Source organism: Streptosporangium becharense (genome assembly GCF_014204985.1).
Taxonomy (GTDB): domain Bacteria; phylum Actinomycetota; class Actinomycetes; order Streptosporangiales; family Streptosporangiaceae; genus Streptosporangium; species Streptosporangium becharense.
The window spans coordinates 7,264,142-7,288,103 of the sequence record NZ_JACHMP010000001.1 but is presented as its reverse complement, the minus strand read 5'-3'; the positions used below and the strand labels follow the sequence as shown (position 1 = coordinate 7,288,103).

22 protein-coding genes are annotated in these 23,962 nt (G+C 71.3%); 11 read left to right on the top strand and 11 right to left on the bottom strand.

The window, feature by feature from the left end; translation table 11 throughout:
• Nucleotides 1-10 precede the first annotated feature (10 nt).
• The 4 genes from F4562_RS31490 to F4562_RS31475 form a co-directional block, all read right to left on the bottom strand.
• On the bottom strand, nt 11-874 hold the full coding sequence (locus F4562_RS31490) for an ABC transporter permease (protein ID WP_184540344.1): 864 nt from the start codon (nt 872-874) through the stop codon (nt 11-13).
• Nucleotides 871-1,824 (bottom strand): ABC transporter ATP-binding protein, encoded by a 954-nt coding sequence (locus F4562_RS31485; protein WP_184540342.1) that lies wholly within the window; start codon nt 1,822-1,824, stop codon nt 871-873. The genes F4562_RS31490 and F4562_RS31485 overlap by 4 nt, the downstream gene beginning before the upstream one ends.
• A 589-nt stretch (nt 1,825-2,413) precedes the next feature.
• Entirely contained in the window at nt 2,414-2,830 is a 417-nt protein-coding gene (locus tag F4562_RS31480) for a hypothetical protein (RefSeq protein ID WP_184540340.1), read from the bottom strand.
• Between the two features lie 14 nt (nt 2,831-2,844).
• Nucleotides 2,845-3,099 carry a hypothetical protein gene (locus tag F4562_RS31475; RefSeq protein WP_184540338.1) on the bottom strand — a complete coding sequence of 85 codons (255 nt, stop codon included), beginning with the start codon at nt 3,097-3,099 and terminating at the stop codon, nt 2,845-2,847.
• Between the two features lie 450 nt (nt 3,100-3,549).
• On the opposite strand from F4562_RS31475, the gene F4562_RS31470 reads away from it, so the two are divergent.
• The 8 genes from F4562_RS31470 (at nt 3,550) to F4562_RS31435 (ending at nt 14,631) form a co-directional block, all read left to right on the top strand.
• Complete coding sequence (locus F4562_RS31470) at nt 3,550-4,221, top strand: hypothetical protein (RefSeq protein ID WP_184540337.1); 672 nt, start codon at nt 3,550-3,552, stop codon at nt 4,219-4,221.
• Complete coding sequence (locus F4562_RS31465; RefSeq protein WP_184540336.1) at nt 4,212-5,426, top strand: radical SAM family protein; 1,215 nt, start codon at nt 4,212-4,214, stop codon at nt 5,424-5,426. The genes F4562_RS31470 and F4562_RS31465 overlap by 10 nt, the downstream gene beginning before the upstream one ends.
• A complete protein-coding gene (locus F4562_RS31460; protein ID WP_184540335.1) occupies nt 5,416-5,604 on the top strand; it encodes an aroma-sacti cluster domain-containing protein in 189 nt (62 codons plus the stop codon). The genes F4562_RS31465 and F4562_RS31460 overlap by 11 nt, the downstream gene beginning before the upstream one ends.
• Before the next feature lie 13 nt (nt 5,605-5,617).
• Nucleotides 5,618-8,659: an AAA family ATPase gene (locus tag F4562_RS31455; RefSeq protein WP_184540334.1), complete on the top strand. Its 3,042-nt coding sequence runs from the start codon at nt 5,618-5,620 to the stop codon at nt 8,657-8,659.
• Nucleotides 8,656-9,471 carry a S8 family peptidase gene (locus tag F4562_RS31450; RefSeq protein ID WP_184540333.1) on the top strand — a complete coding sequence of 272 codons (816 nt, stop codon included), beginning with the start codon at nt 8,656-8,658 and terminating at the stop codon, nt 9,469-9,471. The genes F4562_RS31455 and F4562_RS31450 overlap by 4 nt, the downstream gene beginning before the upstream one ends.
• A 72-nt stretch (nt 9,472-9,543) precedes the next feature.
• Nucleotides 9,544-10,197, top strand: a complete 654-nt coding sequence (locus F4562_RS31445) for a GAF domain-containing protein (RefSeq protein ID WP_221206576.1) — start codon at nt 9,544-9,546, stop codon at nt 10,195-10,197.
• A 127-nt stretch (nt 10,198-10,324) separates the two neighbouring features.
• Entirely contained in the window at nt 10,325-12,262 is a 1,938-nt protein-coding gene (locus tag F4562_RS31440) for an AfsR/SARP family transcriptional regulator (RefSeq protein ID WP_184540331.1), read from the top strand.
• Nucleotides 12,263-12,918: 656 nt separating this feature from the next.
• Nucleotides 12,919-14,631, top strand: coding sequence for an AMP-binding protein (locus tag F4562_RS31435; RefSeq protein WP_311733907.1), 1,713 nt, complete (start codon nt 12,919-12,921; stop codon nt 14,629-14,631).
• 20 nt (nt 14,632-14,651) lie between these two features.
• Here the strand turns inward: F4562_RS31435 and F4562_RS31430 are convergent, their stop codons facing one another.
• Together F4562_RS31430 and F4562_RS35500 are read right to left on the bottom strand one after the other, a co-directional pair.
• Nucleotides 14,652-15,440, bottom strand: a complete 789-nt coding sequence (locus F4562_RS31430; RefSeq protein WP_184540327.1) for an isocitrate lyase/PEP mutase family protein — start codon at nt 15,438-15,440, stop codon at nt 14,652-14,654.
• Nucleotides 15,437-16,456, bottom strand: a complete 1,020-nt coding sequence (locus F4562_RS35500) for a cytochrome P450 (protein WP_246473612.1) — start codon at nt 16,454-16,456, stop codon at nt 15,437-15,439. Before F4562_RS35500 ends, F4562_RS31430 begins: the two co-directional genes overlap by 4 nt.
• Nucleotides 16,457-16,521: 65 nt before the next feature.
• Between F4562_RS35500 and F4562_RS31420 the strand changes: the two genes are divergently transcribed.
• Both F4562_RS31420 and F4562_RS31415 read left to right on the top strand, forming a co-directional pair.
• Nucleotides 16,522-17,235 carry an ArsR/SmtB family transcription factor gene (locus F4562_RS31420; protein ID WP_184540325.1) on the top strand — a complete coding sequence of 238 codons (714 nt, stop codon included), beginning with the start codon at nt 16,522-16,524 and terminating at the stop codon, nt 17,233-17,235.
• 96 nt (nt 17,236-17,331) lie between these two features.
• Nucleotides 17,332-17,520, top strand: a complete 189-nt coding sequence (locus F4562_RS31415) for a hypothetical protein (RefSeq protein WP_184540808.1) — start codon at nt 17,332-17,334, stop codon at nt 17,518-17,520.
• A gap of 29 nt (nt 17,521-17,549) precedes the next feature.
• Here the strand turns inward: F4562_RS31415 and F4562_RS31410 are convergent, their stop codons facing one another.
• Nucleotides 17,550-18,287 carry an SDR family oxidoreductase gene (locus F4562_RS31410; protein WP_184540323.1) on the bottom strand — a complete coding sequence of 246 codons (738 nt, stop codon included), beginning with the start codon at nt 18,285-18,287 and terminating at the stop codon, nt 17,550-17,552.
• Nucleotides 18,288-18,392: 105 nt separating this feature from the next.
• Between F4562_RS31410 and F4562_RS31405 the strand changes: the two genes are divergently transcribed.
• Nucleotides 18,393-19,232 (top strand): LysR family transcriptional regulator, encoded by an 840-nt coding sequence (locus F4562_RS31405; protein ID WP_184540321.1) that lies wholly within the window; start codon nt 18,393-18,395, stop codon nt 19,230-19,232.
• 257 nt (nt 19,233-19,489) lie between these two features.
• Here F4562_RS31405 and F4562_RS31400 read toward each other — a convergent pair whose 3' ends face one another.
• From F4562_RS31400 to F4562_RS31385, 4 genes are all read right to left on the bottom strand, one after another.
• The gene (locus F4562_RS31400) at nt 19,490-20,512 is read right to left on the bottom strand and encodes a LacI family DNA-binding transcriptional regulator (RefSeq protein ID WP_184540320.1); all 1,023 of its coding nucleotides are present in this window, start codon (nt 20,510-20,512) and stop codon (nt 19,490-19,492) included.
• Between the two features lie 636 nt (nt 20,513-21,148).
• Complete coding sequence (locus tag F4562_RS31395) at nt 21,149-22,639, bottom strand: non-reducing end alpha-L-arabinofuranosidase family hydrolase (protein ID WP_311733906.1); 1,491 nt, start codon at nt 22,637-22,639, stop codon at nt 21,149-21,151.
• A gap of 19 nt (nt 22,640-22,658) precedes the next feature.
• A complete protein-coding gene (locus tag F4562_RS31390; protein WP_311733905.1) occupies nt 22,659-23,159 on the bottom strand; it encodes an RICIN domain-containing protein in 501 nt (166 codons plus the stop codon).
• Nucleotides 23,160-23,164: 5 nt separating this feature from the next.
• Nucleotides 23,165-23,308, bottom strand: coding sequence for a hypothetical protein (locus tag F4562_RS31385; RefSeq protein WP_184540319.1), 144 nt, complete (start codon nt 23,306-23,308; stop codon nt 23,165-23,167).
• Between the last annotated feature and the right edge of the window lie 654 nt (nt 23,309-23,962).

Genomic DNA, 23,962 nt, shown 5'->3' with positions numbered 1-23,962 from the left:
CCGCCCATCGCTAGGCCACCAGGCGCCGGGTGAACGACCACAGCGACAGCGCGCCGGTGACGAGCGTCCCCACGACGAGCACGGCCAGCGCGACCACCTCGGACATGTGGGGGACGCCGGGGCTCAGCGCGCCGCGCAGCGCCTCGCTCACGTAGACGAGCGGGTTGGCCAGGACGGTGATCTGCAACCACGGCAGCGCGTCCAGCGCGTCCCACGGGTAGTAGACGCAGCCGAGCATCATGAGCGGGACGATGAAGATCGCGAACAGGGTGCTGAGCTGCTGCGGAGGCAGCACCGTGCCGATGAGCAGCCCGAGGCAGGCCGTCAGGAGGGACGACAGCACCAGCACGGCGACCAGCAGCGGCCAGCGTCCGAAGTCGAGGTCGGGCGCCTGGCCGGGCCCGTGCACGAACAGCACGGCGAGGAAGACGACGACCGCCGCGACCACCCCCTGCACCGCCCCGGCGACGATCTTCTCGACGCCGACGGCCCAGACGGGGATCGGCGCCAGTGCCCTGTCGTCGATCTCCCTGGTGTAGGAGAGCTCCATGACCAGCGGCGTCGTCACGGCGAAGATGCCCTGGAGCACGATGCCCGAGGCGACCAGGCCGGGCACCAGGATCGTGGCGAACGTCTCCGTCTGCCCGCCCGGGGCCGGGCCGCCGGCCCCGTACCCGATGGCGGGCAGCACCACCGCGAACACGAAGATGAACAGCACGGGCTGGAGGACCGTGCGGGCCACGAAGGAGAGCAGGCCGCGCCGCATCACCCGCAGATCCCGGGCGAGCAACGCCCCGAAGGTGCGCGCGTACCCGCGCGCGGTGTGCGCGTGGCCGCGCGGCGCGGCCGGTGCCGCGATGGTCGACGCCGTCATTCTCGGTACTCCCGTCCGGTCAGCGTGAGGAACACGGTTTCGAGGCTGGGCCGGACGACCCGGACGTCGGTCAGCGTGAGCCCCGCCTCCTGGCTCAGCCGCACCAGGTCGGCGAGGATGCCCTCCGGCGCCTGGGTGAGGACGCGCAGGCGGGTGTCGGAGACCTCGGCGCCGCGGACGCCGCCCAGCCGCCGGGCCTGCTCGACGATCTTCTCCGGGTCCTCGTCGTAGGTGAGGGTCAGCACGGTCTCCAGGGCGGCCGACGCCTTGAGCTCCGGCAACGGGCCGCAGGCCAGGACCGCGCCGTGGTCGACGATCGCGATCCGGTCGCAGAGCCGCTCGGCCTCCTCCATGTAGTGGGTGGACAGGACGACCGTCTGCCCGGCGGCGCGGATCCCGTCCAGGATGTCCCAGAGGTTCACCCGGGTCTGCGGGTCCAGGCCCGAGGTGGGCTCGTCGAGGAAGAGGACGTCCGGCCGGTGGATCAACGCCCTGGCGATCATCACTCGCTGCGCCTGGCCGCCCGACATCTCGGTGACCCGGGCACCGGCCCGGGAGCCGAGGCTGAACCGTTCCAGCAGTTCGAGGGCCCGCCGCCGGGCCTCCTTCGCCGGCAGCCCCGCGTACCGGCCGCGGAACTCCAGGTTCTCCAGCACGGTGAGCTGGCGGTCCAGGTTGTTGTACTGGGCCACGACGCCGATGCGGCGTTTGACCGCGATGGGGTCGCGCACCACGTCCGCCCCCGCCACCCTGGCCACGCCGTCCGTCGGGACGATCCTGGTGGTGAGCATGCCGATCGTGGTCGACTTGCCCGCGCCGTTCGGCCCGAGCAGGCCGAACAGCTCACCCTTCGGCACTTGCAGGGTGAGGCCGGCCACCGCCTCCGTCACCCCGGACGAGCTCACGTAGGTTTTTCGCAGTCCGCTGGTCTCGACGGCGACATCCGCCATATCCGGCTCCCTCTTCGGCGCGTGGCGCTCATTGTGGGAGCGCCCGGTTAAGCGGCGCTTCGACGGCGGTTGGAATCCGGTTTGAGACGGCGCTGAGCAGCGCGTCCGCGGCGACGCCAAGCGCTTCCATCGGTGCCCGGGTGTGTCATACGCCACCGTCACGCCGGACGACGACCTGCAAGGTGATCCCGGTGACCTACTTGACCCACTGCATGAACGGGTCTCGGTAGCCTTGCTCCCCCCGCCACAGGTCAGGTGCGGGTAGGCCCTGAGACCGGCCGGCAGCATCGTGGCCCCCCTCCCGATTCCCGGGATTCGCCGCGCTCGCATAGACCTTGCGGACGATCCCGAGCGTGTCGACGAGCAGATGGCGCTTGCGGCCGTTCCAGTGGCCTCAGCTCCGGCACTTCTCTCCACACCCGCCCCGCATACGTGGATGAGTCTGCTGACGACCATGCCAACCTGAAAGACGACGGGGTTCCATCCGATCGAGGTGATCGGATGGGACCCCGCCAAGGGACGGCTCCATAAGTATGGTGGATCGCTATTAAGGCGTCACCGACGCCTACAGACCAGGGGAGGGATTAAGTCATGGCTCGTTGTTCGATTTTTCGACTTTGACGGGCAGGCCGCTCTCCCTATCGAGGACGACACGTCCCGCAAGCGGCTCTTTCAGCTTGAGTTTCACGGGGAATGAGTATTCCATCCCCGCGATGTTTCTCTGATCCCATGGAAAGCTGGGGGCACAGGAGTTGAGTACCCGAACTCCAAGAATCACTTGAGAGGGGGACTCGACCACTTCCGTGTCCGTCACCTTCTCGCAGTGGGTGCCATCAGCCTTAGGCTCTCCGAAGGCCAGTTCCGCGGTCAAGGTCAGACCGTCGAGCGACAGTGTCGCGATGTTGATTCGCCACCAACTGGTCTGGCTGCCGCATGCCGTCAACACCATCGTCGATGACGCCAAGAGGAGTGTGCAGCAGATTCGCCTCAGGACGGAAACGGGCACGGGGTTTTCCTTCTCTATTTACGTTTCATGATGTCGCCGCCGTAGGCCTTGATGACATCGTGGATATCCGTGAAGAACCCTGTACATTCGCTCGACGTAGCCTGCCCGCCGTTGCCGTTCCCGCTGCGCGCCTGACCTGTTGACTCGCCTCCGACGCAGTACTGGTCTCCCACGATAACGCGGCGAGACCAACGGCCCGCCACTGAGCGGTCGTACGCCAAGCCCAGGGCGTGTGCCTGCGCTTCGGCGACGGGCAGCGGCGCATCCATGCCCCTGGTGCCGGGGCTGTGAAGACCTCCACGCCCTCTGGCCCGGCGGGCTGACGACGGTGGACCGCTGACCGGGGTGAAAGTGGCGGTGAGCTTGGGCGGGGTGTTGAAGTCGGTGTCTCCGACAGAGGGGAAGACTCGGGAGTTGGCGCTCTTGGCCTCGGCCGGGGACATGAGAACAAGAGCGTAGTTGCCGACATCGCTTGTCCATCGCCTGGCGACGGCGGCCCAAGTAAGCCGCTAGCACAGGAGCGAGCAGGATCTGGCTTGTCATACAAGCGCCGGAGATCGTTGACATGATCTGTGGGAGCTTCCCTGAAGAGTCGACCGGCCCGCCACCGCTACGGGCGCTGAGCAGCGCGTCCGCGGCGACGCCAAGCGCTTCCATACCGGCTCCCAACCGTTATCGAACCGGCCGAGGTCACACTTCGTCCAGACGACGGGAGCCCGATGACACCCCCCAGCACCGTCCTGCGGGCGAAGATCGGCCTGACCGGCCACGCGCTGCGGAACGCCGGAAGCGCGCTGTGGCACGCCCCCGACCCGCGGCGGCGCTACCGCGACTACCTGTGCGCGATGCACATGGTCATCAGGGCCTCCGTGCCGCTGCTGCGGGCGGCCTCGGCCAGGTGCGCCGAGCTGGGCGAGACGCGGCTGGCCGGCTACCTCGACCGGCACGCCGCCGAGGAGGCGGAGCACGACGACTGGCTGCGCGGGGATCTCGCGCTGGTCGAACCCGCCGCCGAGGAACTGCTGCGCCGCACGCCGCCGCCGTCGGTGGCCGGGCTCGTCGGGGCCCAGTACTACTGGGTCCTGCACCACCACCCCGTGGCCCTGCTGGGATACATCGCGGTGCTGGAGGGTGAGGCGCCCTCGCGGGCACTTCTGGAGCACGTCGAGCGGCGCACCGGATACCCCCGGGCGGCGTTCGGCACGCTGTGGCGGCACGCCGCGCTGGACCCGGGGCACCGCGACGACCTGGACCGGATGCTCGACGACCTGGCCCCGGCGCCGGAGCGGCAGGCCGCCGTCGGGACCAGTGCCCTGCACACCGTGCACGCGGCGGCCGTGCTCCTGCGCGAGCTCGCCGCGGCACCCCCGGAGGTGTCGCCGTGCACCTGACGGACATCCTGGCCCTACGTCCGGTCCCCGCCGCCGCGGTGCTCATGGCGATCACCCGGCGCTGCCCGCTGCGCTGCCGGCACTGCTCGACCGGCTCGCTCCTGTCGGCCGAGGAGCACCCGGGGGAGGTCTTCCGGCGTTTCACCGCGACCTTCACTCGGCGGGACCGGCCCGAGCTGGTCATGCTCACCGGTGGCGAACCGTTGCTCCGGCCCGCGCTGGCCCGTTCCCTGGCCGAGACCGCGGCCCGGGCCGGCAGCCGGACGATGATCCTGTCGGGCATGTTCTTCGCCCCCCGGATCCCGCCCGCGATCGCCGCGGCGATCGAGGCGGCCGACCACTTCTCCGCGAGCCTGGACGCCTTCCACGAGGAGGAGGTGCCCCGGCGGAGCGTCTTCGCCGTCATGCGGACGCTGCTGGCGCGGGGCAAGGACCTGAGCTTCCACATCACCGGGACCGGGCCGGACGACCCCTACCTGCGCGAGGTCACCGCGGCGGTCCGGCGGGAGTTCGACGACCGGGTGCCGATGCTGGTGAGCCGGGTGCAGCCCGTCGGCCGGGGCCGCACACTCGCCGTACCCGCCGCCGTCGCCTCCGCCGCACCGGCCACCTCCGCCGCACCGGCCGCCTCCGCTGCACCGGCCGCCCGGACCGCACCCACCGGGGCCGCGGAGCCCACCGGAGGCGCCTCGCCCGCCCGGCCGTCCGGCTCCGCCGGAGCCGCGTCCACCGGGGCCGCGTCCACCGGGGCCACGCACTCGGGGACGGCCGCCCTCGCGTCCGCCCTGCCGTGCGCGATGGCCGCCTGGCCCACCGTCGGATTCGACGGGACGATCACCGCGTGCTGCAACCAGGACGTCGTCGACCACCGCCCCGTCCCCGGCCACCTGCTGCTGGGACACGCGGGCCGCGACGACTGGGGCACGGTCCGGGAACGCTGCCTGGACTCCGGTGTGCTGCGTGCCCTGCGGACGTACGGACCGCTGCGGCTGGCCGGCGCCCCGCCGGGGAGCGGGTACTGCGAGACCTGCCGGGAGCTGGACGTCGCCCCTCCCCCGCCGACGCCCGTCGCCCTCCTGATGGAGCGGCAGGTCCGCGACATGCAGCTGGCCGGCGGGGGGACGGGGTTCGCCGGCAGATACGGCTGCCCGCCCTACGGCGACCTGGTATCACTCGGCCACCCCGGGAGGAAAGATGACCTTTGACCCCCTTCACGAACTGGCCCGGGCGGGGATCGACCTCTCGATCGTCGGCGCCGAGCAGCGCGAGGTCGTCGGCTCGCTGAGCGAGGCCGAGGTCGCGCTCCTGGTCTCCATCCACGAGCAGCTGCGGGAGAACGCCCCGGAGGTCGAGGCGCACATCGTCGGCGGACTGCTCTTCTGAATCGGGGACGATCATGCGATGCCCTTCCTGTCTGGCCGAGACGCCGGGGCGGCCCCGGTTCTGCCCTTCGTGCGGCACGCGGCTGGCCACGTCGGCGCCGGCGGAGACGCGCAGGATCGTCACGGTGGTCTTCTGCGACCTGGCCGAGTCCACCGCGCTGAGCGAGCGGCTGGACCCGGAGTCCCTCCGCGCGGTCCTGATCCGCTACTTCGCGCTCATGCGCGACCAGCTGGCCTGGCACGGCGGCACCGTGGAGAAGTTCATCGGCGACGCCGTCATGGCGGTCTTCGGCGTGCCCCGGCTGCACGAGGACGACGCGCTGCGCGCCGCCCGCGCGGCGGTGGACATGCGGTCGGCGCTCGAACGCCTCAACGACGAGCTCGACCGTGACCTGGGGATCCGGCTCGGGGTTCGCATCGGGGTCAACACCGGCGAGGTCGTCGCCTCGGGCCACGCCCACGGCGAGCAGGCACTCGTCGCGGGGGATGCGGTGAACGCCGCCGCCCGGCTCCAGCAGCTCGCCGGGCCAGGGGAGATCCTGCTCGGGCCCGAGACCTGGCGCCTGGTCGGCCCGTCCGCCGTCGGCCGCGCGGCCGGGCCGCTGGTGCTGCGCGGCAAACGCGACCCGGTCACCGCCTGGCGGCTGGACGCGATGCGATCCGACGACCCCGCGGTGCTCCGCCGGTTCGACGTCCCCTTCGTCGACCGGGAGGAACCGCTGCGCGAGCTCGACCGGACCCTGGACCGGGTCATCCGGGGACGCCGCTGCCGCATCGTCACCCTGCACGGTGAGGCCGGGGTGGGCAAGACCCGGCTGGCCCGGCTGTGGGCGGAACGGGCGAGCCGGCGGGGCGTGCTCGTCGGGTCCGGCCGCTGCCGCCCGTACGGCGCCGGCGGCACGCTGCTGGGCGTGGCCGACGCGATGCGCGAGCTGGTGACCGTGGGCACGCCCGATCCGGAGGCCCTGGCCGTGCTGCGCGCCGGTCTGCTCAAGGACGGCACGCCGAACCCCTCGTACCAGGAGACCTCCTGGGCGGTGCGCACCCTGCTGCGGGACCTGGGCCGCTCCACGTACGTGCTGATCGTGCTGGACGACGTGCAGTGGGCGGGCGGGCCGGTCCTCGACCTGCTCGGCCATCTCGCCGAGGAGCTGCGGGACGTGCCGGTGATGGTGCTGTGCGTGGCCCGCCCCGACCTCTTCGACCGGACGCCCGGCTGGCAGCCCGCCTCCCGCCTGTCCCTGCGTCCGCTCGGACCGGCCGACTCCCGGCTGCTGGTCTCCCAGCTGGTGGAGGTGATGCCGCACGACGGCACGCTCCTGGAGCGGATCGCCGAGCGCGCCGAGGGCAACCCCCTCTACCTGGAGCAACTGGTGGCCATGCTCGGCGACGGTGAGGAACCGCACGGCCTGCCGCTGACCGTGCACGCGCTCATCGCGGCCCGCGTCGACCGGCTCGGGCCGGACGCCAGGGCCACCCTGGAGTGCGCCGCAGTGGTCGGTAGGGAGTTCACCGTCGAGGAGCTGCAGGCCGTCCGGGGGGCCGGCGGGCCGGAGGGTCCGCTGGAGGGGCCGTTGGAGGAACTCGGGCACAAGTGCTTCGTCGAGCACCGGACCGAGGCGACGTTCCGGTTCGCGAGCGAGCTCATCCGGGAGGTGGTGTACGGCGGCATGGCCAAACGGCGCCGGGCCGAGCTCCACGAGCGGTTCGCCGGCCGGCTGGCCGCCGCCGGCGGCGGGGATGAGGTCGTCGGGACGCACCTGGAACAGGCCTACCGGCTCCGCGCCGACCTCGGCCCCCACGACGAGCACACCGCGCGGCTGCGGGGCGGGGCCGCGGCGCGCCTGTCCGGGGCCGGTGCCGTCGCGCTGCGCAGAAGCGACCTGTCCAGGGCCGAGAACCTGCTCAGCAGGGGCGCCGACCTGCTCGGGCCCGACCATGCCGACTGGCCCCGGGTCAGCGGGCGTGTCGCCGAGGCGAGGATCACCCTGGGCGAGGTGGCCGGGGGGCGGCGGCTGCTGACCGAGGTGCTGCGCAGGACCGCGGACGGCGCCGACCCGCTGGTCGCGGCGCACGCCTCGCTCTTCCTCACCCACTTCGAGCCCTCCCGGTCCCGCGAGGTCGCGCGGCGGGCCATCCCCGTCTTCGAGGCCGCCGGGGACGACCTCGGACTGGCCAGAGCCTGGACGATGGTCGCCCAGGAGGCGCAGGGGCGGGGCAGGTTCGCCGAGACCAGGGACATGCTGCGGCGTGCCCTGGACTACGCCGTGCGTTCCGACGCCGAGCTGGAGCGCGCGACCATCCTGGGCAACCTGGCCGCCACCCTCTGGCTGGGTCCGGAACCGGCCCCGGTGGCCGTCGCGGAGTGCCGGGCCCTGCTGTCCGCGTACGGCAGGGACCGCGGGATCGTGCGTGCCGTCGTCGGCTGCCCGCTGGCGGTCCTGCTGGCCATGCGCGGCAGCTTCGGCGAGGCCAGGGACGCGCTCGTGGAGGCCGGACGCGTGCTGACCGGCCTGCGGCACGCCTACGCCGAGGCGTTCATACCGATCTTCTCCGCGGCGGTGGAGTCCCTCGCGGGACGCTGGGACGTGGCCGAGGACCTGCTCCGCGGGGCGTGTGCCCGAGCGCTCGACCTGGGCGACGGCCAGTTGCTGGCGACCGCCTCGCGTGACCTGGCCCGGACGCTGGCGCACCGGGGGGATCTCGCCGGAGCCGAGCAGTGGGCACGGGCGGCGCTGGAGGGCCCGCCGGGGGCCGCCCCGGTTGGCACCCCCATGAACACGGCCGAGTTGCACGCGATCCTGGCCCGGGTGCTCGCCGCCCGGGGATCCCGGGAGGACGCCGGGGACCTCATGGAGCGGGCACTGCGCGAGGCCGGTGAGACCGACTCCCCGGTCTGCCGCGCCACGGTGCTGCTCGGCAACGCCCACAGCCTCGCCGCTCTGGGTGCGCACGGGGAGAGCGCGGCCGTCGCGCGCGACGCGGCGGCCGAGTTCGCGGCCAAGGGGCATCTCGTCGGCCACGGGTGGGCCCTGCGGCTGGCGGGCCGCCGATGACCGTCCATCCGGAGCTCACCTGGCGGCTCGGCCACGAGGACGATCTCGCCGTCTCCCCCGCGGGCAACTCCGTCGTCACCCCGGAGTGGGCGTGGCATGGCGCCACCGGGCGTGGTGTGCGGGTCTGCGTGGTGGACAGCGGGGTCGACCGCGACCACCCCCTGGTGGCCCCGGTGCAGGGGGCGTACGCGGTGGTGGCGGGCCCCGACGGCAAGGCCGTCGTCCAGGAGAGCGACATGGCCGACACGTGCGGGCACGGGACGGCGTGCGCGGGGATCATCCGCTCGATCGCCCCCGAGTGCGAGCTGTACAGCGTGCAGGTGCTGGGGGCGGGTTTCTCCGGGACCGGCGACGCCTTCCTCGCGGGCCTGCGCTGGGCCGTCGAGCAGGGTTTCGACGTGGTGAACCTGAGCCTGTCCACCAACAGGAGGCACCTGGCCGAGCCGCTGCGCGAGCTCGGCGACCTCGCCTACTTCCGCCGGACGGTGCTCGTGGCGTCCGCGCACAACCTGCCGGTCGAGAGCTTCCCCTGGCGGTTCTCGTCGGTGGTCTCCGTGGGCAGCCACGCCGAGAGCGACCCGCACTTGGTGCTGTACAACCCGCGTCCGCCGGTGGAGTTCTTCGCCCGCGGGTCCGACGTGGAGGTGGCCTGGCCCGGCGGCGGGAGCACCCGGTGCACCGGCAACAGCTTCGCGACCCCGCACGTCGCGGCCCGCTGCGCGCTGATCCTGAGCAAGCACCCCGGGCTGACGCCCTTCCAGGTGAAGACCGTCCTGTACCTGACCGCACGGAACGTGAGAGAGGCCGGCTGAGGTCCTCTCCTCCGGACGCCGGGACACCGTCGGCGGCGTCCCGCCGTCCCGGTCAGCCGGAAAGGAGACCCGTTGAACGACAACAGTGAGATGATCGCGGCCATCTCGGTGGCGGTCTCCGGATCCGAGCGGGAGCATCGTGTCCTGCTCCAGTCGATCGTCGACACCGCACGTGTGATCTTCGGGGCCAAGGCCAGCTCGATCTTCCTGGTGAACGAGGAGCACGGCGACCTCGTCTTCGAGGCGGTCTCCGGCGAGGGTGAGAAGGTGCTCGTCGGGCGGCGCTTCCCCGCCACCCGCGGGATCGCCGGGTGGGCCCTGAACGCCAGGGACGCGCTGATCGTCGACGACCTGTCGACCAGCACGGTGTTCGCCCGCGACATCGCCGAGTCGACCTCGTACGTACCGGGTTCGCTCATGGCGGTGCCGCTCATCCACGACGACGAGGCGCTGGGGGTGCTGGAGGTGCTGGACCCCCACCCCCAGGCGCGGGCGGGCATCGACGAGCTGGCCCTGCTGACGCTCTTCGCGTCGCAGGCGGCGGTGGCGCTGCGGATCGTGCAGCGTAACCGCTACGCCCGGCGGGTCCTCGACGGGACCGGCGCCGAGTTCGGCGACCTCATCTCCATCGTCTCCGCCCTGGCGGGCGGGGACGCCGGGCGGCGTCAGGCGGGGCTGCGCCTGATCGGCTCGCTCCACGATCTCCTGATTGACAATCAGGCATGACTACTTCAGCATAAATCACTAGTTTGCTAATAGATGCACCCATATATCGTGATAATTCGGCGACTGATCTTCGACATAACGCCGCCGGATTTCCGCAGCCACCGGAACAGCAAATGGAGAATCACCCGTGGGTGCAACCGTGACGCGCGAGGAGGCGGAGGCGGAGGAAACCTCTTTCGCCGTGCTCGGCCCTCTCGAGGCCCGCCGCAACGGAGATCTGGTCCCCCTCGGGCCGTTCAAGCAGCGCGTGCTCCTGTCCCTGCTGCTCTGCCACGCCAACCGGATCGTCCCGGTGGAGCAGCTCAGCAGCGCGGCGTGGACCGAGGAGCCGCCCAGGACCGCGCTGAAGAACGTCCAGGTCTACGTCTCCGCCCTGCGTAAGAACGTGCTCGGACAGGCGCAGCGCCACCGGCTCAGCTTCCGCCCGCCCGGCTACCTGCTCCAGCTGGGGCCCCGGCAACTGGACATGCTCGCCTACGAGACCCTGGCCCGCAGGGGACGCCAGCACCTGCGCGACCGGGAGATCGCCAAGGCCGTCGGACCGCTCCACGAGGCGCTGAAACTCTGGCGGGGCGACCCCCTGCCCGACATGGCGCACGTGCCGCTGATCAGCGACGAGCTCTCCCGGCTGCACAACGAGCGCATGTCGGTCTACGAGGACTGGGCCGAGGCCGAACTCGCCCTGGGACACCACACCCACATCATCGGGTCACTGGAGGAGAACGTCCGGCACCACCCGCTCAGGGAGCGGCTGCGCAGCACGCAGATGATCGCGCTGTTCCGCTGCGGGCGCCAGTCGGAGGCCCTGGCGGAGTACGAGGCCATGCGCCAGACCCTGGCGCGGGAGCTCGGCCTGCGGCCCAGCCCGGTGCTGGAACGGCTCTACCGGGCGATCCTCGCGGGCGATCCGGCCCTGGACGGCCCGCCCCACGGCGGCACACTCCCCGGCGGCACGCTTTCCGGCGGCACGACCCTGACCAGGCCGAACGGGGCGGGCGGCGCCGGCCCGGAGGTGGTCGCCCACCTCAGCCGGCTCCCCCGCGACCTGGCCGACTTCACCGGCCGGCAGGGGGCCGTCCGCGACGTCCTGGACGTCTTCCGGGCCCGCAGGCACAGCCCTCCGGTGGTGATCTCCGGTCCCCCGGGAGCGGGCAAGACGGCGTTCGCCGTGCACGCCGCCCACCTGCTCCGTGAGCGCTTCCACGACGGGCAGTTGTTCATGCGGCTGCGCACCCCCGGCGGCCGGGAGCGTTCGGTCCCGGACGTGCTGGCCGAGGTCCTCCGCACCTGCGGCTTCGACGGCGACCCGCCACGCCGGGCCGGTGAGCGGGTGGCCCTGTACCGGGCGTGGCTGGCCGAGCGGCACATCCTGCTGATCTTCGACGAGGCGTCCAGCGAGGCGCAGATACGGCCGCTGCTGCCCGGCGCCGGGGACAACGGCGTCCTGATCACCAGCAGGAAGCGGCTGAGTGCCCTGGAGTCGGCGCACCATGTGGAGCTCGCGGGCTTCACCCTCGACGAGAGCGTCGAACTGCTGCGGCGGACGGCCGGTGCCGGCCGTATCGACGCCGAGCCCCGGGCGGCCCGGCGGGTGGCCGGGACGTGCGGGAACCTGCCGCTGGCCGTCCGGATCGCCGGAGCGAGGCTGGCCGCTTCGCAGCGCGTCCCGCTCCCCCTGTTCGCCGACGCCCTCGCCGACGAGCAGTCGCTGCTGGACCAGCTGTCCGTGGGCGATCTGTCGTTACGCGCGTGCGCGGCCACCTACGAACGGGACCTCGGACCGGACCTGTGGCCCTCGCTGCGGCTCCTGGGCACGCTGCCGGCCTGCGAGTTCACCGTGGACGACCTCGCGGCGCTGCTCGGCTCCGACACGCGGCTCGCGGGCGGCGTCGCCGACCGGCTCGTCGAGGCCCACGCGGTCACCGTGGATTTCCGGCCCGCGCCGGTCTACCTGATCGCCGACTGGCTGCGCCTGTACGCGCGCGAGCGCCTGCTCCGGGAGGAGCCGGCGGCGCGACGCGAGGCGGCCCGGGAGCGGCTGTCGCGGGCACGCGCCCGCACCTGAGCCCGGCCCGGATGGCGCCGCGACCGGGTCCGGCCCGGAGGATGACGCGACCGGGTCCGGCCGGGGCGTGTCCGGAAAGGACCGGTGACGCCGCCGGAAAGACTCGGCGGCGCGACCGGAAAGGCTCAGCGGCGCGACCGGAGAGGAACCGCCGGCGCGGCCCTGGAGAAACGCACCCCGTCGCGGGGCGGTTAAAAGGACTTCCTTAATTCCCTCTAACGGCTGCGACCGCCAACGAAGCCAGCTTTCCTCCGACTTATCCCATAAATCAGGAGCCCGTGACTTTTCCGTGACCCATACCTTTAATCGCAGTCTTTCGCGATCTCCAGGTGGCCGGCCGGCGCGTCCGGCCGAGGGGGGATCCCGCCCTCCGATCGGCGTGGCAGCCCGGCGGGACCGACCGGCGGCGCGTCCCCGCGCGGACCACCGGTGAGAGCGACCGGTTATCCCCCCTCCACGGGGGTATCGTGCGGCCACGGAATGCCGGACGCTCATCGAGATCCGCCGATGACGGTGCCCGAAGCCCGGTGAAGCGGCGTCACGCTGTCCGTCGGTCCCGCCACACGGTGGGTGGCCGGCGTTCGTCTCACCGTCCGCACAGTGGCGCGGTCACGCGTTCCCGGGGTCGTCCCCAGCCTGTCGACGAGAGGAGACGCGTGGTGAACGTGACCGACGCCTACCGTGCGAGCCGGGATCAGCTGCTGTCGTTGCGCGGCGAGCACACCCGGGCGGTGGCCGAGTTCCGCTGGCCGGAGCTGACGGAGCGGTTCAACTGGGCGGTGGACTGGTTCGACGTGATCGCGCGGGACAACGACCGTCCGGCACTGGTGCTGGTGGAGGAGGACGGGTCCGCGACGCGGCGCAGCTTCGCGCAGATGTCGCGGGCCTCGGATCGGCTGGCGGCCTGGCTGACCGCTCGCGGCGTCCGGAAGGGCGACCCGGTGATCCTCATGCTCGGCAACCAGGTCGAGTTGTGGGAGTGCATGCTCGCGGTGATGAAGCTGGGGGCAGTGATCATGCCCACCACGACGGCGGCCGGCTCGGCGGACCTGGCCGACCGGATCGGCCGCGGCGGAGCCCGTCATGTGATCTGCAACGCCGCGGACGCGGGCAGGTTCGACGGCGTTCCCGGCGACTACACGCGGATCAGTGTGGGTGAGGCCGAGGGGTGGGCCGACCTGCGAGGTGCCGCCGAACTGGAGCACGTGCCGACGGACCACCCGGGCACCGCGCCGGATGATCCGCTGCTGCTGTACTTCACCTCCGGGACCACCTCACGTCCCAAGCTGGTCGAGCACACCCAGATCTCCTATCCGGTGGGTCACCTGACCACCATGTACTTCCTGGGCCTGCGGCCCGGTGACGTGCACCTGAACATCTCCTCGCCGGGGTGGGCCAAGCACGCCTGGTCCTGCTTCTTCGCGCCGTGGATCGCCGAGGCCACGGTCTTCGTGTACGACTACCGCCGTTTCGACGCCGCCGCGCTGCTGACGCGGCTCCGCGAACGGGAGGTCACCTCGTTCTGCGCGCCGCCGACGGTGTGGCGGATGCTGATCAACACCGACCTCGGTGAACGCCCCGGCGCCCTCCGCGAAGTCGTGGCCGCCGGCGAACCGCTCAACCCCGAGGTGATCGAGCAGGTCCGCCGGGCGTGGGGACTGACGATCCGGGACGGCTTCGGGCAGACCGAGACCACCGCGCAGGTGGGCAACACCCCCGGTTCGGAGGTGCGGGCGGGGTCGATGGGACGTCCTCTTCCGGGTGTCCCCGTCGTACTGGTCGATCCGGTGACCGGCCGGCCGGTCACCGGGGTGGGAGAGGGGGAGATCTGCCTGGACCTCTCGCGTGAGCCGCTGCCGTTGATGACCGGGTACCGGGGTGACGACGAGCGCAACGCCGGGGCGATGGCCGGCGGCTACTACCACACCGGTGACGTGGCCGTCGTCGACGCCGACGGGTACATCACCTACATCGGACGCACCGACGACGTCTTCAAGGCCAGCGACTACAAGATCAGCCCGTTCGAGCTGGAGTCGGTGCTCATCGAGCATCCGGCGGTGGCCGAGGCGGCCGTGGTCCCCGCCCCCGACCCGATACGACTGGCCGTGCCCAAGGCGTACGTCAGCCTGACCCCGGGATACCGGCCCGGTGAGGAGACGGCGCTGTCCATCCTGCGTTACGCCCGCGAGCACCTCGCCCCCTACCAGCGGATCCGGCGGCTGGAGTTCTACAAGTTGCCGAAGACCGTCTCGGGGAAGATCCGCCGCGTTGAGCTGCGTGCCCGGGAGAACGAACTGGCCGCGGAGGGCAACAGCGCCGAGTGGCGCGACGACCAGTTCCCCGAGCTCAAGGACCAGCGACCGGTGTGAGCGGCGGCCGACGGGCCGGTTCAGCCATGGCGGTGCAGCGCCTGCACCGCCTCGTAGGAGGGGATGCCACAGGCGGGCGGCAACCCCCGGGACACCTCCAGCGCCGTGGTGACGGCCGCGTGCAGCGCCGCCCGGAACAGCAGCGATCCGAAACTGATCCGGGCCACCCCCATCGCGGCCAGCCGCTCCACCGGCACTCCCGGCTGGACCAGGACGTTCAGCGGTACTCCGGCCGCGCACACCAACGGCTCGACGTCACCGCCGTCGGCCGCACCCGGCACGAACACCCCGTCGGCTCCCGCCCCGGCGTAGGCGCGCACCCGCGCCAGCGCCTCGGCACGGGCTTCGGGCACGCCCAGCCAGAACGCGTCGGTCCGCGCGTTGAGGAACACCCCCGGCACCCGGGTCTTGATCTCGCCGATCAGTTCCGCCTGCGCCGCGACGGCGGCCAGGCCGGTCCCCCGCCCGTCCTCCAGGTTGACCCCGGCCACGCCCGCCCCGGCCAGTTCCGCCACCAGCTCGGTCACCTGCGCGGGTGTACCGCCGAAGCCACCCTCGATGTCCACCGTCACCGGCACGTCCAGGCCGGTGAGCGACCTGGCCAGCGCCAGCGTCTGCTCCCGGGTCGCGCAGGCGGCGTCCGGCAGGCCGGCCGCCGCCGCCACTCCCAGGCTCGTCGTCCCGACCGCGGCGAACCCGGCCCGGGCCAGCGCCACCGCCGAGGCGTGGTCCCAGGCGTTGGGCAGCAGCAGCGGCCGCCCGGGGCGGTGCAGCGCGGCGAACCGCTCGGCCGTCGTCGGGACGCTCACCGTTCTCCGGCCCCCTCGACCGCCCCGGCCGCCAACGCCAGCGCGATCCGGCGTCCCGGGCAGGCGCGTGGCCCGGCCCCGAACGTGAGGTGCTCCCCCGCCCGGCCCGGTACGAAGGCGTCCGGGTCCCGGAACACCCGCGGATCCCGGTTGGCCGCCGCCACGTCCAGCACCACGTTCACCATGGCGTCCACCGCCGCGTCCGTCCCGGTGTCCCCCCCGACGCCCATCACCGTGTCCACCCCGATGCCCGTCACGATGTCCGCCCTGATGTCCGTCACTGTGTCCACCCCGATGTCCACCCCGACGCCCATCCGCATATGCGACGCCGCATCCGGCACCGTCGCCCGTCCCGCGTGGCGTTCCACGTCGAGCGCGCGTGCCACCCGGCGCAGCACCCGTACCGGCGGATCGTGGCGCGACGTCTCGGCCAGCAGGTCCTCCACCGGGCAGGCCCCCGTCCGGACGGCCAAGGCGGAGCGGACCAGGGCGGCGGTCGGCTGGCACGCCTGGGCGAGCAACCCGGCCAGCACGGCGAACCGCTGCGGATCGGGGTCGCCCAGCAGGCGCCGTAGCCGGGCCACCGCCTCGTCGGCCTGCCCGGTCCGGACGGAACCGGGGCCGGGCAGGTAGGCCGGGGCGACCGCCGCGACCGCCCGCGCCGCCTCCGGCCCGTCCCCGGCCCGCACCCCCAGCGCGACGGCCAGCACCCGCACCAGGACCGGTCCGGCGTCCGCATCGGACGCCGAGGCGAGCCGGGACGCCTCGGCCCGCAACGCCGCCGTGTCCAGGCCCGCCAGCACCCGCTCGACCGCGGCCCGCCGTTCGGCGTGCAGGGCACCCTCCGCGAAACGGCCGACCGCGCCGCGCAGCCAGGCGACGGTCGGCGCGAACGGCGGGCGGGGCACGGGCGCGACGGTGAAACGGGGGTCGGTCAGGACCGCCCGCACCTGGGCGTGGCGGCCCAGGACCACCGAGCCCGGTCCGCCGGGGTCCGAGAGGGGCAGGGATGTCATGTCGCCGACGCTAGGTGACGGACGCTTCGGCGCCCGCCGAAGCGTCCCGGCCCCATGATGGAGGGATGACAACCGCGCCGCACACGTCGCTGGCCGCGACCGCCGCCCTGCTCGCCGACGGCACCCGCGCCCGGTTCTGCCTGGCGCTGCTGGACGGGCGGGCCTGGACCGCCGCGGAACTGGCCGCCCACGCCGGGGTGACGGCCTCCACCGCCAGTGAGCATCTGTCCCGCCTGGTCGAGGGCGGGATCCTCGCCGAGGAGCGGCAGGGACGGCACCGCTACGTGCGCCTGGCCGGGCCGGAGGTGGCCGAGTTGATCGAGGATCTGGCCGGCCACGCCGCCGCGGGTGACACGGCGGCACGGCCGGCGACGCTGCGTGCCCACGGTGCCGCCCGGGCCATGGCCGCGGCCCGCACCTGCTACGACCACCTGGCCGGCCGTCTCGGGGTGGCCGTCGCCGACGCGCTGGCCGCCCGAGGGCTTCTGCTGCGCGACGCGGGGTTCGCGCTCAGCGGTGCGGGGCTGGCGTGGTTCGAGACCGATCTGGGGGTACGGCCGGCGGCCCGCGGCCGACGCCCCCTGGTACGGCCGTGCCTGGACTGGACCGAGCGCCGCCACCACCTGGGCGGCACCGCCGGGGCGGTGCTGTGCGCGGTCTTCCTGGAACGCGGCTGGGTAGTCCGGATCGGATCGGGACGGGCGCTGCGCGTCACCGAGTCCGGCGACCGGGCGCTGCACGCCCTGCTCGGCGTCGTCCTCGACCCGGCGGTCGCCTGACGGCCGTGCGGCTCCGGGCGACGCGGACCGGCCCCCGTTCCCCGGCCGTTCTCACAACTCCTAACAAAATGACCTTTGCCGTATCCGTCCGCCCGGATGATCGTTGATCTGCGCGTCTGGAAAGGGGAGCGGCCTCCGTGGACTGTGTCGGATGGCTTGTGGGAGCGGATCGAGCCGCTGCTGCCGAAGACGGAGCGACGGCAGCGCCATCCCGGTCTCAAGCGGCTGGATGACCGCAAGGCCCTGTGCGGCATCCCGTTCGTGTTCTCCACCGCGATCCCGTGAGGGTTCGTGTCCAGAAGTCATGGGGTACCTCACCAGGGTACGACCCCGTTGTCGTCGAACAGCTGGCCGGTCGGGCCGTCGTCCGGCAGGGTCGCCAGCCGGATGGCGATCGCCGCACCCTGCTCGGGGGTCTGGGTCCCGCTGAATCCGTTGAGGTCGGTGGCCACGTAACCGGGGCAGGCGTTGTTGATCAGGATGTTGGTGCCGCTCAGCTCCTTGGCGTACTGGATGGTGACGGCGTTGAGGTAGGTTTTCGTCGGCGCGTAGGCCCCGCTGATCCCCCCGAGGTCGACGCCGGGCGCGGTCTGCAGTGTCAGGGAGCCGACGTGGCTGGACTGGTTGACGATCCGCGGGTGCTTCGAGCGGCGCAGCAACGGCAGCATGGCGTTGGTGACCCTGATGACGCCGATGACGTTGGTCTCCACCAGTCGCCGCACGGTCTCGAGGTCGATGGTCGTGGGTTCCTCCGGCCGGCCGCCGGCGACGCCGGCGTTGTTGACCAGTACGTCGAGCCGTCCTGCCCGCTCCTCGATCAGTCGGACCGCGGCGGTCACGCTCCCGTCGTCGGTCACGTCCAGGGGCACGCCGAATGCGTCGGTACCAGCCGCGCGCAACGTGGCCACGGCGTCCTCCCGGCGCTGCTCGTCCCGGGCGCCGACACCGACACTCCAGCCCCGCGCACCCAGCCCGGCTGCGATCTCATACCCGATTCCCTTGTTCGCGCCAGTGACCAGCGCGATCGTCTTCTCGCTCATGTTCTCGCTCATGACAGCGAGCATGCCCGCGCCGCATCCGGACACCAACACCATCTCGGCAGTGCAGCAATACCCGAGCGATATCGATCTGGCGTCTGCCGTCATTAGCCTGGGCTCATGGAAATACGCGAGCTGCGCTATTTCGTCGCCGTCGCCGAGGAGCTGCACTTCGGCAAGGCTGCCCAGCGCCTCGGGATAGCCCAGCCGCCCCTGTCCCGCACGATCATCCAGCTCGAACGGCGGCTCGGAATCGCCCTGCTGGAACGCAACAGCCGCAAGGTCACGCTCACCGAGGCCGGAGGCGTGCTGCTGGCCGAAGGACGCGCGATCCTCAGCGCAGTGACCGCAGCCGAGCGGCGTACCCAACGGGCCGCGGCAGCACACCCCAGCCTCGTCCTCGCCGTCAAATCCGGCACCGCCGGCGAGCTGCTGACGAAACTGCTCGACGCCTACGCCGCGGACCCCGGCGCAGCCACCGTCGAGCTGCTGCTCTGCGAGGCACACCGGCACCAGCAGCTGCTGCAGGACGGGCAAGCCGACGTGGCTCTGCTCCACCTGCCCTTCGACTCGGCAGCCGGGCTCGACACCGAAACCCTGTACACCGAGGGACAGGTCGCGGTCCTGCCGGCCTCACACCCGCTCGCCGGCCGCTCCCAGGTCCGGATGGCCGACGTCACCGCACTGCCAGAGCTCCCGATGGCCCGCTGGCCCGGTCCCGGCGGCGGCTACCCAGAAGGGCCGGGCGTAGAGGTACGGAACCTGACACAGCTCTTCCAGCTGATCGCGCTCGGCCGTACCACTGCGGTCATTCCCGAGTCAGCCGGCGCCGACCTGCGCCGGGACCTCGCCGCCGTGCCGGTCCTGGACGCTCCGCCCGTGACAACGGTGATCGCCTGGCCGCCGCACAGCCGCCTTCGCGCGGTCGCTGACCTGATCCGCGTTGCAACACGTCTTTGAACTCGGATTAGGGCGTGTATTTGGTTGTGATCAAGGGATAACCCGGGTGAGGTCTTTGAGCCAGATCATCGCGGCGCGAAGGTGGAGACCGGCGAGGTGCTCTGAGGGGTTTTGTCATGGCAGGTGACGATGCCTCGCCATGCCTTCAGCTTGTTGATCAGGCGCCCGTGAGAGCGGCGGCAGCCGCTTCCCTTGACGTATGGGTCTGCTCACGCAGGCCGACTCGCCTCGCTGCCCCTCGGAGCCCGCGCTCCGGCTCAGGTGGGCGGGAGTGCGGGAGGCGCGGTGCTCTTGCGTATGACGAGCTCAGTGGCCAGCTCGACGCGGCTCTGTGGCAGCTGCTCGCCATGGGCCAGTCTCAGCAGCATCGAGGTGGCCGCGGCGGCCATTTCGGCGAGGGGCTGGCGGATGGTGGTCAGTGGCGGGATGGCCCACCGCACCGAAGGCATGTCGTCGAAGCCGATCACACTGAGATCGCCCGGAATGCGCAGGCCGAGCTGGTGGGCCGCGTGGTAGACGCCGATGGCCTGGCCGTCGTTCGTGGCGAAGATCGCGGTCGGCCGGTCGGGCAGGCGCAGCAGGCGGTGCGCCTCGGTCAGACCTCCCTCGATGAGAAAGTCCCCCCGGCCGACCAGCTCCGGATCAACGGGCACGCCTGCCATGTCCAGGGCGGTTCGATAACCGTCAAGACGGGCCCGGCTGGACAGGGCGGAGTCCGGCCCGGTGATGATGGCGATACGGCGATGCCCGAGTTCCAGGAGGTGGCGGGTCGCCGTGAGCCCGCCATTCCAGTTGCCGGCGCCGACCGACGGGATGTTTCTCACAGGAGCGTCGGCCGGATCCAGCAGGATCAGCGGGATCTCACGGCGGGCGAGTTGTTCGTGCTGGGTTTCGGTCAGGCCGGAGAATACCGCGATCACGCCGCTCGGGCGGCGCCGCAGCACACCCTTCAGCCAGGCGTCTCCGGCGGTGCGGTCGTGATGCAGGTCCGATATCCCCACCATGAGCTCGTGCTCACGCGCGACCTCCGCTACGCCTTTGGTGATCTCGACGGGATAGTCACCCTCCAATGCATGGAAGACCAGTTCCACCAGGGCCGCCGCCGTGGATCGGCGGCGCTGTCGCCGGTAGCCGTGCTGGCGGATGAGCTCTTCCACCGCCGCGCGGGTTCCGGACGACACCTCGGAACGGCCGTTCACGACCTTGGAGACCGTCGCGGTGGAAACGCCGGCCAGCTCGGCGAGCTGGGCGATGGTGAGGGGGGACGACTCCGCAGTCATGGCGGCAGTTTAGCCACGGGGTGCCCGGCAGGCGGGCTGCGGTGTCTTGCCAAGGTCAAGGCTTTTGCGTCCCGCGCCAGTCCCAGCAGGCCGTGGTAGGCCCACACGTCCCGTCGCACGGTCTGGCCGGTGGCGACGTCGGTGGCGGTCCTGCCCGGCCAGTGGAAGCCGAAGACCAGCCGGTACGGTCACCGGTTGTCGTAAGAGGCCGGTGGTGTGGTACGGCGCGGCTCCTTTCTGTCGGGTCACCGGAAGAAGGCGTCGGCGGCGTAGAGGCCGTCGGTGCCGGCGGCCGTCTCGACGTAGAAGGAGGCGCTGGTCAGCGTTCCGGTCCAGGAGACGGTCGTGGTGCCGGCGGCTGAGTCCAGCCGTTCGTGCCGGCCGTTTGCATGGGGGTCAGCCGGCGTTGCCGGTGCGGGTGCCGTAGCCCGTGGTGGTGAGGGGAATCTGGGTCGGGCTGCCAGAACAGCACGGTCGAAGGCAGCAGGCCCACGGTGCACAGGACCGCACGCAGAGCGGGTCTCACCTGTTGTCTCCCCAGGTGGGTATTCGACGGGGGTCCGTGGGGCCCGGACACGGCGGACGCTCCCAGACACCGTGCCCAGGACCCGGTTCACCGGATGATCAGCAAGGTGGTCAGCAGGGGGAGTTGGTCTGCGTCAGCAGGCCCATGCGCCAGGGCAGGCGGCCGTAGTCGCCGCTCGCTGACGGGCTTTGGCCCTGGTAGACGAACTGGAGGCGGCACGGGTTGATCGTCAGCGTCTGGTCGTTGCTCGCCCGGACCAGCTCGCCGTGGCTGATGTCACGTGTCCAGGCTCCGGCGGGGAAGGTCACGTTGTTGTGGCGGGCGAAGGGATTGTTCTCCTCGGCCGCCAGCGGCGTCCATGTGCCCGTCAGGCTGGTGGAGGTCCACGACCGGAACCAGCGGCGACCGTCGGAACCGATGGCCTCGTTCATCATGAGGTACCGGTTCTGGCCCTGGATCTTGTAGACGTTGACGGCCTCGAACAGGCGGTAGGCGCTGTCGGACAACACGATCTGGGTGTTGCCGAAACCGTTGGGGAAGTTCGCCAGCGTGGTCTGGGCCCGATAGACGTGGCCGTTGTCGTCGTTGAAGAACAGGTAGCAGTTAGAGGCGTCGCAGATGACCCAGAAGTCGATCCAGGTGCCGTTGCCCTTGTTCTGCTGAACGATCGCCGGCTCTTGATCGATGAACCGGCGCGGCGCCGACCAGGAGCGCGGGTTGGCCGGATCGGTGCTGGTCGAGTAGGTCGGCGGCTGGGTCTGGTAGACGAGATACCACAGGTTCTGCGGGGCGAAGTAGAACACTTGCGGCGCGGCGCGGTAGCCGGGGCCGACGCCGCTCTGGTCGAGGTAGGTGTACTGCGCGTTGGCGGCCTGCGACCAGTCGCCGAAGGCGTAGTGGACCAGGTTCCAGCCGTTGCCGGTGGCGTTGGTCGCGTAGATGTGCCACTGGTTGTTGTGCCGGATGACGGAGAAGTCCTTGACCGCGACGCTGGGGTGACTCGAGTCGGGCTTCGGGCCGGCCAGCACGCCGCTGGAGCTCCACTGGAAGGACGACGGCAGGTTGCCGCCCGGGTTCGGGTCGCTGCCGACGGGGACGAGTTGCCATTGCTGGTTGCTGCCGTTCCAGTCGGAGTGCTGGACGATGTTGGCGCCGTCGGCGGTGGAGGCCCCCTGCACCTCCAGAGCCTTGTTGCTGTTGCGGTTGATCAGGCGGAGGTAGCCGCCGGAGTCGGCCAGGCGCCATTGCTGGTTGGCACCGTTCAGGTCGGCCCACTGCACGATGGAGCCGCCGTCGGCGGTGGAGAAGTCGTGGACGTCCAGGACCTTGCCGGAGTGGCGGGACTTGAGCCGGTAGTAGCCGCCGCCGGAGTCGACGAACCGCCACTGCTGCTGGTTGCCGTTGTTGCGGGTCCACTGGGTGATGCGGCCGCCGTCGGCGGTGGACAGGTTGTAGACGTCCAGCGCCTTGCCGCTGTTGCGGTTCACCAGCACATACCACGCGCCGGTGTCGACCGTCGCCGCGTTCGCGGACGAGGCGACGAAGAGGCCCGTTAAGAGGATGGCCACCGTGGCGACGACGGCCAAGTGCTTGTACCTCACTGCGTGCTCCGTTTCTGCGTCACCCGACGCGGACGAGCTGCCACTGTTGGTTGCTGCCGTTCCAGTCGGAGTACTGGACGATGTTGGCGCCGTCGGCGGTGGAGGCCCCCTGCACCTCCAGAGCCTTGTTGCTGTTGCGGTTGATCAGGCGGAGGTAGCCGCCGGAGTCGGCCAGGCGCCATTGCTGGTTGGCACCGTTCAGGTCGGCCCACTGCACGATGGAGCCGCCGTCGGCGGTGGAGAAGTCGTGGACGTCCAGGACCTTGCCGGAGTGGCGGGACTTGAGCCGGTAGTAGCCGCCGCCGGAGTCGACGAACTGCCACTGCTGCTGGTTGCCGTTGTTGCGGGTCCACTGGGTGATGCGGCCGCCGTCGGCGGTGGACAGGTTGTAGACGTCCAGCGCCTTGCCGCTGTTGCGGTTCACCAGCACATACCACGCGCCGGTGTCAACCGTCGCCGCCGACGCCTGGGCCGTGAGGAACACGCCCACGAGAAGCAGAGACGAGAGAACCGCGAGCACGCGCCTCACCGGAACCTCCAGATGCTGTCGTTCGAGCCGTTACCGTCGGTGAACACCACCTGTACGCCCTGGGACGTGCCAGTGAGGCCGCTCGCCGGTGAGCGGGCGAGCGGTCCGTTGTGCACGCTCGCCGAGGGTGAGGGGAACATCCAAGGCTCCTTGACTAGGTCGAAGATGGCGGCCTCTCGATTTGTTAGCGCTAACATCACGTTGTGCAGAGCTGCATGGCCAACTCCGGTGCGTGCGTTGTCGCGGAGTACATCCGATGGCTCGGCCCGGCGTCAACGAGGGGTGATCCTCGCCAACCGGGGCGTTGCCATCGAAACCCTCCCCCGCCTGGAGCTTCGTCCTGGACGAGGTCGCGCCACCCTGCTCGTGCGCATGAAAGTTTCACAGAATCCATCAGGGCGTAATAACGAAATTTAAGGCATATTCTGTGTTAACTTGTCGCCTGGCGTCGTGACCATGCGGGCAGGGGCCGCAAGGGTCCCGGAAGCTCCCGTCATCTCCGTTGACCTGTCGGGCTGCCTTCACTTGCCTGCTACCGGCCGCTCAACCCGGACGGGTTGGCCAACCTCGCGGTGACCGGTCTGGATGAGCTTGCGGGTGGCCAAGCACGGGCTGAAGAAGATCCAGTACCGGCCACACTGATCGACGGCTGTCGGGCCGGGACCGGCCTGGAAGATCGACAAGGCGAGATGCGAGCGTGCCCACGAGGGACTCGACAGCGCAGATCTTCCCGGCGTGGGAACCGGCAACAGCGACCCGGCGAATATCGCGTGGAGGGCTCAGGTGAAGGAGTT